10 protein-coding genes and 1 pseudogene are annotated in these 14,734 nt (G+C 48.5%); 5 read left to right on the plus strand and 6 right to left on the minus strand.

The annotated features are described in order from the left end of the window. Window position 1: 1 nt before the first annotated feature. Window positions 2–1,279 (minus strand): tyrosine-type recombinase/integrase, encoded by a 1,278-nt coding sequence (locus LHL18_RS12820; protein ID WP_008224320.1) that lies wholly within the window; start codon window positions 1,277–1,279, stop codon window positions 2–4. Window positions 1,280–2,721: 1,442 nt separating this feature from the next. Here LHL18_RS12820 and LHL18_RS12825 point away from each other — a divergent pair. The 3 genes from LHL18_RS12825 to LHL18_RS12835 all read left to right on the plus strand — a co-directional run bounded on the left by LHL18_RS12825 (window position 2,722) and on the right by LHL18_RS12835 (window position 5,748). Continuing rightward, window positions 2,722–4,206: a SulP family inorganic anion transporter gene (locus tag LHL18_RS12825; RefSeq protein WP_226767361.1), complete on the plus strand. Its 1,485-nt coding sequence runs from the start codon at window positions 2,722–2,724 to the stop codon at window positions 4,204–4,206. Window positions 4,207–4,220: 14 nt separating this feature from the next. Continuing rightward, a complete protein-coding gene (locus LHL18_RS12830) occupies window positions 4,221–5,075 on the plus strand; it encodes a universal stress protein (RefSeq protein WP_226767362.1) in 855 nt (284 codons plus the stop codon). Window positions 5,076–5,529: 454 nt separating this feature from the next. Then, window positions 5,530–5,748 (plus strand): hypothetical protein, encoded by a 219-nt coding sequence (locus tag LHL18_RS12835; RefSeq protein WP_226767363.1) that lies wholly within the window; start codon window positions 5,530–5,532, stop codon window positions 5,746–5,748. Between the two features lie 80 nt (window positions 5,749–5,828). Here the strand turns inward: LHL18_RS12835 and LHL18_RS12840 are convergent, their stop codons facing one another. The 4 genes and pseudogenes from LHL18_RS12840 to LHL18_RS12855 form a co-directional block, all read right to left on the minus strand. Next, window positions 5,829–7,301, minus strand: coding sequence for a DUF1593 domain-containing protein (locus LHL18_RS12840; protein WP_226767364.1), 1,473 nt, complete (start codon window positions 7,299–7,301; stop codon window positions 5,829–5,831). Window positions 7,302–7,506: 205 nt separating this feature from the next. Further along, entirely contained in the window at window positions 7,507–7,770 is a 264-nt protein-coding gene (locus LHL18_RS12845) for a hypothetical protein (protein ID WP_226767365.1), read from the minus strand. A gap of 60 nt (window positions 7,771–7,830) precedes the next feature. Further along, a pseudogene (locus tag LHL18_RS12850) lies at window positions 7,831–8,904 on the minus strand (IS3 family transposase). A gap of 279 nt (window positions 8,905–9,183) precedes the next feature. Beyond that, on the minus strand, window positions 9,184–10,086 hold the full coding sequence (locus tag LHL18_RS12855; protein ID WP_226767366.1) for a LysR family transcriptional regulator: 903 nt from the start codon (window positions 10,084–10,086) through the stop codon (window positions 9,184–9,186). A 269-nt stretch (window positions 10,087–10,355) separates the two neighbouring features. On the opposite strand from LHL18_RS12855, the gene hutH reads away from it, so the two are divergent. Together hutH and LHL18_RS12865 are read left to right on the plus strand one after the other, a co-directional pair. Further along, a complete protein-coding gene (gene hutH, locus LHL18_RS12860) occupies window positions 10,356–11,861 on the plus strand; it encodes a histidine ammonia-lyase (RefSeq protein ID WP_226767367.1) in 1,506 nt (501 codons plus the stop codon). Window positions 11,862–11,871: 10 nt separating this feature from the next. Continuing rightward, window positions 11,872–13,875 (plus strand): urocanate hydratase, encoded by a 2,004-nt coding sequence (locus tag LHL18_RS12865; RefSeq protein WP_226767368.1) that lies wholly within the window; start codon window positions 11,872–11,874, stop codon window positions 13,873–13,875. Window positions 13,876–13,938: 63 nt separating this feature from the next. On the opposite strand, the gene LHL18_RS12870 is transcribed toward LHL18_RS12865, so the two are convergent. Beyond that, a complete protein-coding gene (locus LHL18_RS12870) occupies window positions 13,939–14,619 on the minus strand; it encodes a hypothetical protein (protein WP_226767369.1) in 681 nt (226 codons plus the stop codon). Between the last annotated feature and the right edge of the window lie 115 nt (window positions 14,620–14,734).

Consider the following 14,734-nt stretch of genomic DNA (forward strand, 5'->3'; position numbering starts at 1 on the left):
GCTAGATATAGCCTCGATGCTTATAGTTGTATGCCCATTCGTCCATGCGTTGCCGTAACTGCTCATCGTAAGTTACGTCTTCAAACTGCCGAACGACTCTCTCTTTGGTTTCCAGCTCAATCCCGGACAATTGCCGACCGAACATTCTCGGGATGACGTGGCTATAATGTTGCTCAATCATTTGAATGCCAGTGCCACACTGCCGCGCTAACACATCAATACTGACGTTTTGTGCTGCCAGTTCCCACGTAATGTAGCTGTGCCTTAGCGAATATAAACTTCTTTGCCCATATTGTGAATTCTTCAACTCAATCAATTCTAAAGCATTATCGAAATGTCTGTTCATTTCCTTAGAGGTTGAGCCATCAGAGAGACGGAACAGCTGCTCAGTACCAACTCGATCAGGGAAACGGTCTGATAGTCGGTTCAGCACTTTGACTATTGCTGCTTTACACACGATCTCGCGGGTGCCGGTATATTTTGTCGTCTTGCCCTTCCTCACAGTGACATAAAACCGTATCTGCGAGTCATCCCGTTCAGGGTGTAAATCAGCCCATGTTAGATTATCCATTTCTGAGCCAGGCCGCATGCCAGTCAGAATAGCAAAATCCATGTAGTCTATAAGTAACTCGCGGAGTTGGCGGGTTTTCTCCCGTCTGCCTTCCTTGGCCATCTGTACTACTTGTTCTCTTACTCGCGCATATTCATCTACCGTGAATGCGGCACGCCTTGAACCACTAGCGCCTTTGTTTTCCAGAGTCGGTACTTGAGATATCAGCATGTACTTACGTTTGACCGCAAAATCGAATACCATTTGCATTGCTGAGTTGTGGTTTTGGATCGTGGATTTAGCCGGTATCCTGCCTAACTCTTTGACACGCCACACGTCAAAATCGTCAAGTTGATCTGCATCGATACGCGTAATGTGGGTGTCACCAAAGAAAGGGATATGGTATTTATTGAGTGCACCAATATAGTCATCATAGATGACTTTTCCGGTGCCTGTTGCCATTGCTACTCTCATTTGGTGGATGACTTTTTCGGCAATATACGAGAAGCGCTTAGATTCGATTACAAAATTATTCGTCTCAAAGCGGATCTCATATTCGATTAGGAGGCGGTGAGCTTTTGCGATTGCCTCTGGTAAGTCACGGGTTTTGGTAGAACGGGACAGGTAGACGTTTTTGATTTTTAACCGAGCAATCCAGTTGTAACAGTTAGATTGCTTGTGGATTTGAAGATTAGGTGTAAGCTGGTGTTTTTCAAGGATTTTTGCCATAACTAGACTCCTGAAATCGAAACACCTTTTGTGAAGTTTTCATAAAGGTGGAGGATTTTCTCTGTTAAGCTATTGAATTAATAGCATCAAGAGTCTACAAGTGTTTCATTCAAAATCCGCCGGGGGAAACTCCGTGTCGGTTCGAGTCCGACCCTAGGCACCAATAAATATTTAAGTTTCAATATCATAAATCACAGCTTTATAAAGTTGAGCTTTGGTCGCAGTGCATCTGATTTAGCAGGGTGATATTTTCTGAACTGTGCAATTTTTCCAGATAAGCTACGGCAAGATTTTTGATACTCATTAGTATTTAGTTTGGTTAATGCTCGTGTTGCTAGCTTATGTAAGCTAGCCCTAATGAGTGCATTCCACGCTCTTCGAAAGAAATATAGCCAGCAGTATATGTGCATGCCCTGAGTATTCGTTAGCGAGCGGTGGAGCACTTACTGGCTCGAAAGAAAAGCGGTGATCGTCGAATGATTCTCGCTCAATATTCGTAACCAGTAAGCGCATACCCTGAAACACAATTAAGTGTAATAAACAGGGTGTGAAAGACTATATTTCGCTCAAAGTTACGATTCAGTGGGAGTGAAATTAACTCTTGTTAGCCTAAAGAAATTGATTGGGCTAAAGTAATGTTGTTTGAGATAACTAATTGGTGCAGGATGCCGCCACCCTGTTACAGGGAGTTATTTAATGCCAGACCACGATTCAGCTTTGCGAACATTACTCGAAGCCGGACACAAAGCCACTGTTGAATACATCCAGACACTGGAAGCGCATAATCAGCTTCTGCAAGACGAGTTATAGCGCGTGCTTTCACTTTTAGCTGAGCAAACTACTGCTCAGCAGATTCAGCGCTCAATTGTTGCTGAGAGAGCTGACGCTGTTCTTAAATATACCCGAGAGTATTTAAGTCATCAGCACTGAATAAAACGCATTTTAATGCAGATTTCTGAGCCTAAAACGCACTGTAATATCTGAAGTAGCTTAAACGCATGTTAATCAGTGATTTTGAGCTTAAAACAGCATAAAAAAGCACTTTAATATAGATTAAAGTGCTTTTTTCACAAATACTGTGCTGACTCTAAAATCTGTCAAGTAGATGACTCGAAACTTCTTAGCTGTTCATACTCTGCAAAGCTGTCAGCTATGGGCTAGCATACTTTGAGCTTCTATAGATGAATCCAATATACAAACCCTGTCAAAATAGCTCACATTTAAACTTTTACTGGCCTTTGGCAGCCTAAATCGCTAGAATTCCGCCCGAATTTTGAACAAAAGCAGAAGCAAGCCAAGAGGATTAGCCGGTGTAATTAGCAAACAACACAAAACAGATTTGCAAAATAAAGTTAGGTTTGAACCATGCGTGCAAACTTTAAATGCAATACCTGTGGTGTTTTGCTGGTTCATATCGGATTTCTAAACTTAATGGATGTTTTATGCTTAAAACTATCAAACAGCACTGGCTCTCCAATATCAAAGGAGATGTCTTAGCTGCCATCGTTGTTGCCTTAGCCCTTATTCCTGAGGCTATTGCTTTTTCTATCATTGCAGGCGTTGACCCTAAAGTGGGTTTGTATGCCTCTTTCGCTATCTGCGTTCTTATCTCCTTTACCGGCGCTCGCCCTGGCATGATTTCAGCCGCAACCGGTGCTATGGCGCTGTTGATGATTGTTCTGGTCAAAGAGCACGGCCTGCAGTATTTGCTGGCTGCAACGCTGCTGACGGGGGTTATCCAAATCGTGCTTGGCTTCCTGAAGTTAGGTGATGTCATGCGGTTCGTATCTCGATCTGTTGTTACAGGCTTTGTGAATGCACTAGCCATCCTTATTTTCCTCGCTCAGTTACCGGAACTCTCCGGTGAATACGGCTCAGTCACCGTTTATGGCTTAACCGCTTTGGGTTTAGGCATTATCTATTTATTCCCGTACCTGACCAAAGCGGTGCCTTCTCCGTTGGTCTGCATTGTGGTAGTGACTCTGGTCGCGCTTTATTTCGGCTTAGATGTTCGTACCGTATCTGATATGGGTGAATTGCCGGATAGCCTGCCGATTTTCCTATGGCCTGAAGTGCCATTGAACTTTGCAACCCTGATGATTATCTTTCCTACCTCTATGGCATTGGCCGTTGTGGGTATTCTTGAGTCACTGATGACCGCGACTATTGTTGACGATCTGACAGACACCAAAAGTAACAAAAACAAAGAATGTGTGGGTCAGGGTATCGCCAATATTGGTTCAGGCTTAATTGGTGGTATGGCCGGATGTGCCATGATTGGTCAGTCAATTATCAACGTCAAATCAGGTGGCCGCACTCGTCTCTCTGCATTGCTCGCTGGCGTCCTCTTGTTAGTGATGGTGGTCTTTCTGGATGCTTGGGTTGGCATGATCCCGATGGCTGCTCTGGTCGCAGTCATGATCATGGTATCCATTGGCACGTTTAGTTGGAGTTCGGTGAGGGATTTGAAGAAGAATCCAATCAGTTCAAGCATCGTCATGGCTGCGACAGTGATCGTTGTTGTTGCCACTCACAACCTCGCTTGGGGTGTGTTGGTTGGCGTGATTTTAAGTGCTCTATTCTTTGCTAACAAAGTCGGACAAATCCTTTATGTGGGTTCAGAACTGAGCAGCAATGAAAAACACAGAACCTACAAAGTTGTGGGTCAGGTATTTTTCAGTTCAGCAGAACAATTTGTGGACTCCTTTGATTTCAAAGAAGCCATTGAATCTGTGCAAATTGATTTGAGTCGCGCTCATTTCTGGGACATTACCGCTATCAGTTCATTAGACAAAGTAGTGATTAAGTTCCGTCGCGAAGGTACAGACGTTGAGTTGCTTGGCCTCAATGAAGCCAGTGCCACTCTGGTAGACAAATTTGCAGTACACAATCAGCCTGATGCTGTAGAACGGCTGATGGGACACTAACGGGAGTACATAAAATGACTAAAAAAGTAATAGCCTGTATTGACTCATCCCCTTACGCAGAAGCCGTGTGTGACTATGCAACCTGGGCTGCCAAACGCCTGAATGTGACTATGTCAGTGCTGCATGTATTGAGCAAAGCACAACAACAGGATACAAGCGATTTAAGCGGTAGTATCGGGCTTGGTGCGCAGGAAGCTTTGATGAAAAAGCTGGCGCAACTGGATGCGGAGCGCGGTAAACTGGCGTTAGAGCGAGGTCGAATCATGCTCGACGCCGCTCGTGCCCGAGCAGCATCCGCAGGGTTTGAGCAGGTTGAAGAGCGCTTACGTCATGGCGACTTTGTAGAAACAGCGATAGAGTTGGAAGAAGAAACCCGTTTACTGGTGATGGGAAAACGCGGAGCAAGTAGCGCCGATGCTCATGGCCGACTTGGTTTACAGGTTGAGCCTTTGATCCGGAATGTTCATAAACCTATGCTCTTGACGCAACAGAAGTATAAGGAGCCTCAGCAAGTATTGCTGGCTTACGATGGCAGCGCGACAGCCCTAAAAGGCTTAGAAATGCTGGCCGGAAGTCCTTTAGTCAAAGGTTTGCCTGTGCATTTGGTGATGGCAGGCGCCGAAGTAGATGCAACCAGAATACAGATGGAACAAGCGGCCAATATTCTACGCAAGGCTGGCTTTAGCACAACAATTGCCATTGTCGCAGGTGAACCTGAAACGGTACTGCATCAGTATCAGCAACAACACGATATTGATTTGATGGTGATGGGCGCTTACGGCCATTCCCGCATCCGGCAATTTATTGTTGGCAGTACGACAACGGTGATGTTAAGCCATGCCAAGTGTTCATTATTGATCCTGCGTTAACACTCCAAGGGTCAGTTGTCTGGCCTTTTATCATCGCTCTCAATACTTAATCTCAAACTCGACTAAATGAGCGAGTGGATAAACAACAGATTACCTTTAAATACAGCCTTTACGTTTATATCGGTTTTCCCACTTCGTGTATCTTGGATGTCAAGGTGTGGATGATACATTGCGTGTTTCAGTAGCTAACTCGTTTTTAGACTATAGCAATGTGTCCAAATTCAGTTAACCATTACAATCACCCTTTACACTGGAACGCGAGAGGTAGTATGCAAACGAACGCTGCAAAATATCATTTTGTGGATGACTGAGCGCCTCTCTAATCTGTAAACCAAGACCTGATTTTTTGCTTGCCTGGTGGCTCAACGACCAATTTCATTGGTCGTACCTTTAATACTGATGATACGCCACACAGTAAAATAATATTCTACTCTTTACGCCACTCGTTGATAACATGGAACTTGTAGAACAAAAAGTGACTATTGATGTTCTGGCCCGTCATCTTGGCACCAGTATTGAAATGACAGAGCGCCATTACAGCTATGTAATCCCGCGGATGTTTAGCCAACAGCTATCTAGTGCAGTTTTACCTGACAAGACAGAGATTGAGAAAAAGTGGGAGCATGATAGTGCTGTAGAAGGAGTGGTACACCAAGTGGGAAACCCGATATAGAAAGCACGGATGCATATAAGGGATATCAGACTGCTCCACTCCTTAATTCTATTTTTCTTGACCAGCACAAATGATTGGTTTCATTGACTGTATGAGTCAGGCTCCACTGTTACCCTGACCCGCAGATACCGGGTCAGTGCAGGGCTGCCGCGGTCGGTAAGTTGCAAAATAAAATGCAGGGTTTCGGCTTTGTTCACTTGAGGCGCAATCAGATGCACCCTTGCCATATTTTCTGCGCTGTTGATGCTCAGCTGCGGTCGCGGTGCGCTGCCCGCTTCCGGGTAGTGAAACCAGAAATACTGCAGGCTGTCACCGTCCGGATCGGTTGAATCCCGAGCATCCAGATGAAATGAAGCGCCAGATTTCACCGTCAGTTCAGTAGCATGGCGAAGCTGTGGTCTGGGAGGATGGTTGGCACTGGCATAAGGCAATATTGCCCAGTCCATCCGCGCGGCAAAATCCTGTTGAATAGCATCACGCCAGCGCCACAGTGTTTCTCGAAAACCGCTGAAACTTTGCTGGCCAGGCCGCAGCGCCCGGCCGTAATCTGCCAGTTGCGGTGGACTATAACGGTCAACGGCATTGGTCCAGATTGGACGGCTTTCCTGCAGCACAGGTACCCCACCGGTAAATCCCTTCGGGTCCGTGTCACTGAGCTTCGGAATATACAACTGGTATCGGCCTCCCCACCCCCCCCAGTCAGGCCGCTCTGGCTGATTAAGGCCGTTTGGGATCAAGCCCAGCCAGGCTGGCGTGTCGCCTTCCATGCCATAAGCCACATCAGGGTACAAGGCACCAAGCGGCCCATGCCCTTGTTGGATGTGATTGGCGAGCCAAGGGTTACTGATGCTGCTGTTATCTATCCCTTCTACTACGGTATTTATGCCAGTCCAGGTCGCGGCGCCATAACCTCCGGGGCTGACGATATAAAATAAAGTGGGAAACTGTTGGCGGATCCAACCGGCACTGTCGTCCTGATCCGAAATGCTGTACACCCTTAACCGGCTGATCTGCTGCTGCAATTGTGCTTCGGGCAGCCGTTGTTTCAGCCGGTACAGCGCCTGTGCCAGCGTATTACTGCCACCCCAGATCGACAGCCACAGCGGCCGGGGATCCGGTTTTTGCAGCACCTGCAGCAGCCAGTCTGAACCCGCTGAGTCTTTACCTTCTCCTACGCCCTGCATGCCATAAAGCGGTAAAGCTGGCTTCACCAGCGCCTTCAGCTGCGCAGCGTTTGGATAGCCTGCTTCATGCAGCAACAGGTTTGGTTGCACCTTGGCGTAAGCATCCAGAATGGAAAGGATCGTCTCAGGAACCACCCTGTTTTTTTGATGAACAGAAGTGGTGGCAACCAGGCCTTCAATATCGATTTGATTAGCGTACAGCAACAACCGGATCAGGCTTTGCGCATCATCCGGATCGGCTTCAATATCTGTCAGCACCAGCACACGCTGTTTCTCAACAGTAGCCTCTGCGGCAACCATTTGCAGCGATATGACGGACCACAGCAGCAACAGCTGAGTCAGTCGGAGTAACAGGGGGAAATGAAACATAGTGGCTCCTGTGCCATCGCCAGAAATCGGCTTCAGCTCTGGCTATTGTTGGGTCACGTCACCTTACTTTGCCCGGCCGCTCAGCTGCTATTATAAAATCCCCCTCTGGTGTTTAGTTTTTTCATACATCCACATGTGTTATGGTTTTTGACTGACCTCTGGCTGAGCCGTTTTTTCTTGCATGGCTTTCAGGCGCTTTTCCAGCTTACGGAGCTGGTCTAATGTTTTCAGCAGTTGTATCCAACTGCGGATGCACAGAACTTTTCGCTTGGGCTTTGGGAAGTACTTTGTCACTGATTTTGCGTTGATTCATAAAAGACGGTGACATAATTTCAACCTGCTGGCGGTGCAAGGTATCCAGAATACTGCCGTACAACGCCGAGCGGCAGGAAAGCAGCTGTTTGGGTTCTGTCAGTAAACCCGATATCCGGTAGGTAACCGCAAAATTGCCCAGCTCAAGAATATGCACAAAGGCTTCCTCTGACCTTTCCCCGGACTTAATACCAATCCCGTGATGAGATTTTCCAGCTTATGCGGCCTGTTTTGCATATTCAACAGGCGACATGTAATTCAGTGAGCTGTGCGGTCGTACATTGTTGTAATGCTCACGCCATAACTCGATTTCATATCTGGCTTCATCCAGTGTTCTGAACCAATGCTGGTTCAGGCATTCGTTCCTGAATTTACCGTTCAAACTCTCAACACAGGCATTCTGTGTCGGTTTACCCGGTTGAATAAAGCCTAACGTGACGCCTGTTTCTTTGCTCCAAAAGAACATGGCTTTGCTGGTAAATTCAGTGCCATTGTCGCAGACCACCTTGCCAGGCTTACCACGTTGTTCAATAAGTAGGCTCAGGGATCTGGCGACCTGCCTGCCGCTGATGGACACTTGAACTAATTGACCAACCATTTCACGCGAATAGTCATCCACCACATTCAGCACCCGAAAACGTCTGCCGTTACTAAGCTGGTCAGACACAAAGTCCATTGACCAACGCTGGTTAGGCGCGGTTGGCACTTCAATCGGCTGTCGTGGCCGGGTCAGCTTTTTACGTTTCTTCGTTCGAACTTGTAGGCCTTCCTCAGTGTAAAGCCGATATATACGTTTACGATTCTTCACCCAGCCTTCGCCCCGTAGTAAGCCATGCAGCATCAGATAGCCATAGCGTGGGTATTGCGTTGCAAGCGCCTTTAAGCGCTTCCTGAGTACTATCGGTGCTTGTCTTAGGTTTATAGCGAAATGCCGTTCGGCTTAGCCCCGCCAGCTTACAGGCCACCCGCTCACTCAGGCGAAATACGTCAATCAGATGTTGAGCAACAGGTTTCCGTGCCGCTGGCGTCACCACTTTTTTGACAGCACATCCTTCATGGCTTCCACTTCCAGCATCTTGTCAGCCAGCATTTTTTTAAGTTTGTTATTCTCGGCTTCAAGCTCTTTAAGCCGCTTAGCTTCGTTCACTTCCAGTCCGGCATACTTACTACGCCAGTTATAGAACGTGCCAACTGAAACACCCATGTCACGGCAAATGTCATCGACCTTGGTCCCAGCTTCATGCTGCTTGATGGCTTTGATGATTTGTTCTTCGGTATAACGTTTTTTCATTTTGAGATCTCCATTGACTCCAACCTATTGGAAATCTCATCAATGTCATGGCTTTAAAATCGGGGGAAAGGTCAGTTTTTCTATGTTCAGATAATTGTGCCTGTAACTTTGAGAGGCTGAAGCCAAAATCTCCAGCTGACAACCGCCTACCCACGTCTATTAATTTTGGCGTTATCGGGTGTTGCAACATGATTTCCCGAAATCTCTGCGGATTCAAAATCCGCCGGGGGAAACTCCGTGTCGGTTCGAGTCCGACCCTAGGCACCAAAATTAATCAAATCAATTACTGACAGTATGACTTCGCTTTATAGCGTCTATCATCGCTTGTGCCAACGGCGAGCCGGAATGATTGTTGGATGTAATTAGCACCACCGGAATGTGATAGCAGTACTGCTGCGGCAGTATGGCTTTAAACAGGCCTTTATCAACCCAGTAGCTGGCGTAATGCTCGGGCAGGTAGCCGATAAACTTACCGGATAAGATCAAATGGGCGATACCTTCATCGTGATAGGCGATGGCTGTATTTTGGTAATTCAAGCCATCATTGCGCCGTTCTTTATCGCGCATATAGTTACTGGTAATCACTTCTGCCCGCTGTAACAGTTTTTCCGTTTCCTGCTCTTTGCACTCAAACAATGGATGGCCGCTGGCGCAGTACAGGTAATTGGTTTCATTAAACAGCGGCGTGTACTCCAGGCCGCGGATATGGTGCCGGCTAACGCCCACCCCCAACAGCGAACGACCGTTGGCGACGGCGGTTTCTACTTCGCGTGCTTCGCAGACATAAATATCAAACTGAATGGCATCACTTTTCTGTTTTAGTGCCGCTATGGCTTTACCGATAGCGCAGCGTGGGTCGCCAACCAGGGTGTCGATGGTTGCTAAGCTTACCCGGCCAGATAATTTATGTTTTGAGCCTGCAACTGTAGTGGCAAAAGCCTCACATTGCTGTAACAGCTCAAGTGAAGCCTGATAGGTTATTCGCCCAGGCTCAGTCAGCTCAAAACCACTGCGGCCACGTTTACACAGTGTTAGCCCAAGCCGCACTTCTAAATCAGACAGATGGGCGCTTATCGTCGAGCGGCCAATATTAAGCCGTGACTCGGCCGCCGACAGCCCGCCGCACTCGACGATAGTGACGAAAATTCTCAGCAAACGTAAATCGACGTCTTGTACCTGCATTAGCTGCTCTTTAGTTCGATAAGTCAGGAATGAGTTACGAATATTATGTATTTATAAAACTACCGGCGCAAGCTAGCATGTTGCTATTGAAGCAATGCCTGCTCATCGCGGCATCGGCTGAACCGGTTCACTCACATCAACACGCCATGAATCGTCCCTGAGGCTCGATTCCGGCCATCCCTGGCCTCCAACGGTTGATTTAGAGTAAGCCGATTCTGCCTTTGATGTTCAGATACAGGCAATTTATCAGCAGGTTTAAGGAGCACAAGATGACGTTTCGCTATGGTTTAGACCGGATGGATTTAGATATCGTTAATGGTATCGCTGATGGCAGCATTAAGGCTGAGCTTTGCGCTGAAGCCATTGCCAGAATTAATCAAAGCCGCAACAACGTTGAGGTAATGGCCTCGTCTGACAAAGCCATTTACGGTATTAACACTGGTTTTGGTCCGCTTTGCGATACGCAAATCTCCCCGGAAGAAACCGCATTGCTGCAAAAAAATCTGCTGATCACCCATGCAGTGGGGGTAGGTGAGCCTATCGCCAAAGCTATTTCCAAGTTGATGCTAATCACTAAAGTGCATGCATTAAGCCAGGGCTATTCGGGTGTGCGCTTAGAAGTGGTTGAGCGCATGCTGAAGTTTATTGAGCTGGACCTAATTCCGGTCGTGCCAGAGCAGGGCTCTGTGGGCGCGTCCGGCGATTTAGCGCCGCTGTCGCACCTGTTTTTACCGCTGATTGGTGAAGGTGAGTTCTGGCAGGGTAAAGGCAGTATCAGTGCCGCTGAAGCCTTAGCGCAACATGGCCTGGCACCGCTGGAATTGCAGGCCAAAGAAGGCCTGGGCCTGATCAATGGCACTCAGTTTATTTTATCGCATGCGATTACCGCGCTGACCAAGATGCGCTACCTGCTGGATTTAGCCGATGTTGCTGGCGCCATGAGTATTGAAGGTATGCAGGGCAGTGGTTCGCCATTTCGTGCCGAGCTGCATCAAATCCGCGCTTTCGCCGGTAACATTGAAGTGGCGGCACGTATGCGCCGCCTGTTTAAAGACTCAGCAAATATGGCCTCGCATACCGGTTGTGCGCGGGTGCAGGACCCATACTCGCTGCGCTGTATTCCGCAGGTGCATGGTGCCTCGCGCAATGCTTATAACCATTTGAAAGAGCTGGCCGAAATTGAAATGAATTCGGTCACCGATAACCCGATCGTCATAAGCAGCGAAGAAGCCATTTCTGGCGGTGGTTTCCACGGCCAGCCGCTGGCGATGGTGCTGGATTACACCTCTATTGCCGCCGCTGAACTGGGTAACATTTCTGACCGGCGTTGCTATCTGATGCTGGAAGGTCTGCATGGCTTGCCTCGCTTACTGACGAAATCTGGTGGCTTAAATTCCGGCATGATGATCCCGCAATATGTGACGGCGGCGCTGGTAACCGAGAACAAATCATTGTGCTTCCCGCCATCAGCCGATAGTGTACCCACCTCAATGGGGCAGGAAGATCATGTATCAATGGGCAGTATCTCTGGCCGTAAACTGAATCAGATCTTAGGTAACCTGGAAAAGATTTTAGCCATTGAGCTGATGTACGCCGCGCAGGCCATTGAATTTCGCCGGCCGAATAGCTGCTCAGATATCATTGAACAAAATTTTGCGCTTATTCGTAGCAAAGTGGCGAAGTTAGAAGAAGATCGTCTGTTAAAGCCCGATATCGACGCCATGATTGAACTGGTGAAAACCCAGGCCTTTACTGTTAACTTTGCGCTTAATTAAGAGGATACGGATGATGACTTTTCAGGATCAGATTAAGCAAGGTATTCCAGCCGAGTTACCTGCGCCGAAGCCATCCCCGGCGGATGCGAACCGGGCGCCGAAGCGCAAAGACATACTGACCAAAGCAGAAAAGCAGCTGGCGGTGCGTAATGCGCTGCGTTATTTCCCAAAAGCATGGCACAGCGAACTGGCGGCTGAGTTTGCCAAAGAGCTTAACGATTTCGGCCGTATTTATATGTATCGCTTTAAGCCGGACTATGAGCTAAAAGCCCGGCCTATTGGTGATTACCCGGCCAACTGCCAGCAAGCTGCGGCCATTATGCTGATGATTGATAACAACCTGGATCCTGCAGTAGCGCAGCATCCGGAAGAGCTTATTACCTATGGTGGTAATGGCGCGGTGTTCCAAAACTGGGCGCAGTATCGTTTAACCATGCAGTACTTAAGCGAGATGGAAAACGATCAGACGCTGCATATGTACTCGGGCCACCCTATGGGCTTATTCCCGTCGTCGGCAGAAGCACCGCGGGTGATTGTCACCAACGGTATGATGATCCCGAACTACTCCAAGCCGGATGACTGGGAGCGCTTTAATGCGTTGGGCGTAACCCAATATGGCCAGATGACCGCCGGTTCATACATGTATATCGGCCCGCAGGGCATAGTGCACGGTACTACCATCACGGTAATGAACGCCTTTCGAAAAGTACTGAAAAAAGGCGAAAGCAGCAAAGGCAAAATCTTCCTAACCGCCGGTTTAGGCGGTATGAGCGGCGCCCAGCCCAAAGCCGGTAACATCGCTGGCTGTATTACTGTCTGTGCCGAAGTGAACCCGAAAGCCGCCACTAAGCGCCATCAGCAGGGCTGGGTTGACGAGTTAATCGATAGCATGGACGCGCTGATTGCCCGGGTAAAACAGGCGCAGGCCAATGCCGAAGTGGTGTCGATTGCCTATATCGGTAATGTCGTCGATGTCTGGGAAAGTTTGTACCAAAGCGATATTTTCGTGCACTTAGGTTCAGATCAAACCTCACTGCATAACCCCTGGTCGGGTGGTTACTACCCGGTGGGTATCAGCTATGACGAAGCCAATCGTTTGATCCGTGAACAACCCGAGCTGTTTAAAGCCAAAGTGCGGGCGACATTAAAACGCCATGCTGACGCGGTAAACAAGCACACCGCCAAAGGCACTTACTTTTTTGATTATGGTAATGCGTTTCTGCTGGAAGCCTCACGCGCCGGTGGCGATGTGATGGCCCAAAACGGTATCGATTTTAAATACCCATCCTACGTGCAGGATATTTTAGGCCCGATGTGTTTTGACTACGGCTTTGGCCCGTTCCGCTGGGTTTGTACTTCAGGTAAGCCAGAGGATTTGGATAAAACCGATGCGATTGCGGCAGAGGTGCTGCAACGCCTTATGGCAGAGGCACCTGAAGAAATTCAGCAGCAGATGCAGGATAACATCACCTGGATTAAAGACGCTAAGCAGAACAAATTGGTGGTTGGCTCGCAGGCACGAATTTTATATGCCGATGCCGAGGGCCGGATGGAAATTGCTGCAGCCTTTAACGCCGCAATTGCCCGCGGTGAAATCGGCCCGGTAGTACTGGGGCGCGATCATCACGATGTCAGTGGTACGGACTCACCGTTTCGTGAAACCTCCAACATATACGATGGCAGCCGTTTTACTGCCGATATGGCAATTCACAACGTCATAGGTGACAGCTTCCGTGGTGCGACCTGGGTATCCATCCATAACGGCGGCGGCGTAGGCTGGGGCGAAGTGATTAACGGTGGCTTTGGTATGCTGCTCGATGGCTCAGGCGAGGCGGATCGCCGGTTAAAATCGATGCTGCTGTTTGATGTAAATAACGGTATTGCGCGGCGCAGCTGGGCGCGTAACGCTGAGGCTGATTTTGCCATCAAGCGCGAAATGGCCAGAACACCGAAGCTGAAAGTCACACTGGCCAACCGGGTAGATGACGATATCCTGGATAAGCTGTCGTTCTAACTTGCTTAAACCGTCAGCCACACAGATGCGCAGAATCATTGCGTATCTGTGTGGCTTTAGTATTTAATCCCACTGCAGATTTTCAAAGTCGGTAACCAGCAATACCAGGCTTAGTGTCGCCAGCAGGTTTTGTTGCTCGGCAGGCAGACTCAGCCATTCAGTTACAGTGCCGGCATTGAGTTTATCGACCGACCACAGCGGCGTCTCATGCCGATAAACGGTAAAACCAAGTGGCGTTGCACTGGGCCAGGCTGAGCCCCGAATCTGGTGCTCGGATTTCACTAAGTAATTGCCGCTGGCTGTTGAGAATTGGCCAATTAGCTGATTTTTATGGTTTTCTTTTATAGAAAATTCACCACTTGCCGCGCCTGAAAAGCTGCACGACATCAGTGGCATATTGCCGATGGTCGGATCGAAAGTCAGGTCGTTACGGCCGATATTCAACAGCCAGCCAGAGCATTTTGCGGTGATATTGTCATTGGTGACCAGTGCTCTGGCATGAAAAGTACCGCCCAGCACGGCTTTACCCAAGCCAATGCCGCCATCAACTCTGCCATAGTCCGTAGTATCAACTGTGTGCCAGCGGCCAAAAGCCAGCGGTTTATGCCATGCCAGCGGATTAGCACCAGTTACATTATGCACGGCAACAGCCGTGACATTGGCAGGTTGTGCCATTTTGGCCGTGCTAACGCAGGCGCTCAGCAGGCCGCCTGAAAGCGCAATGATCAACGATAGTCTCAGCATGGTGTTTCCTTTTGGTTTGCTCACTTGGAGTACCGCAGTGGTTACTGTTTTGAGCCTTTTACAACGCCGGCGTTACAGCATTATTGTTTAGTAATTAAATAACCGTCTGTAAGCT

It is taken from the genome of Rheinheimera aquimaris (assembly GCF_020531985.1).
Lineage (GTDB): Bacteria > Pseudomonadota > Gammaproteobacteria > Enterobacterales > Alteromonadaceae > Alishewanella > Alishewanella aquimaris.

Coding starts and splice junctions, on each gene's coding strand:
- LHL18_RS12865 (WP_226767368.1), top strand. CDS start 11,872: ATGATGACTTTTCAGGATCAGATTAAGCAAGGTATTCCAGCCGAGTTA.
- LHL18_RS12840 (WP_226767364.1), bottom strand. CDS start 7,301: ATGTTTCATTTCCCCCTGTTACTCCGACTGACTCAGCTGTTGCTGCTG.
- LHL18_RS12870 (WP_226767369.1), bottom strand. CDS start 14,619: ATGCTGAGACTATCGTTGATCATTGCGCTTTCAGGCGGCCTGCTGAGC.
- hutH (WP_226767367.1), top strand. CDS start 10,356: ATGACGTTTCGCTATGGTTTAGACCGGATGGATTTAGATATCGTTAAT.
- LHL18_RS12830 (WP_226767362.1), top strand. CDS start 4,221: ATGACTAAAAAAGTAATAGCCTGTATTGACTCATCCCCTTACGCAGAA.
- LHL18_RS12855 (WP_226767366.1), bottom strand. CDS start 10,086: ATGCAGGTACAAGACGTCGATTTACGTTTGCTGAGAATTTTCGTCACT.
- LHL18_RS12820 (WP_008224320.1), bottom strand. CDS start 1,279: ATGGCAAAAATCCTTGAAAAACACCAGCTTACACCTAATCTTCAAATC.
- LHL18_RS12825 (WP_226767361.1), top strand. CDS start 2,722: ATGCTTAAAACTATCAAACAGCACTGGCTCTCCAATATCAAAGGAGAT.
- LHL18_RS12835 (WP_226767363.1), top strand. CDS start 5,530: ATGGAACTTGTAGAACAAAAAGTGACTATTGATGTTCTGGCCCGTCAT.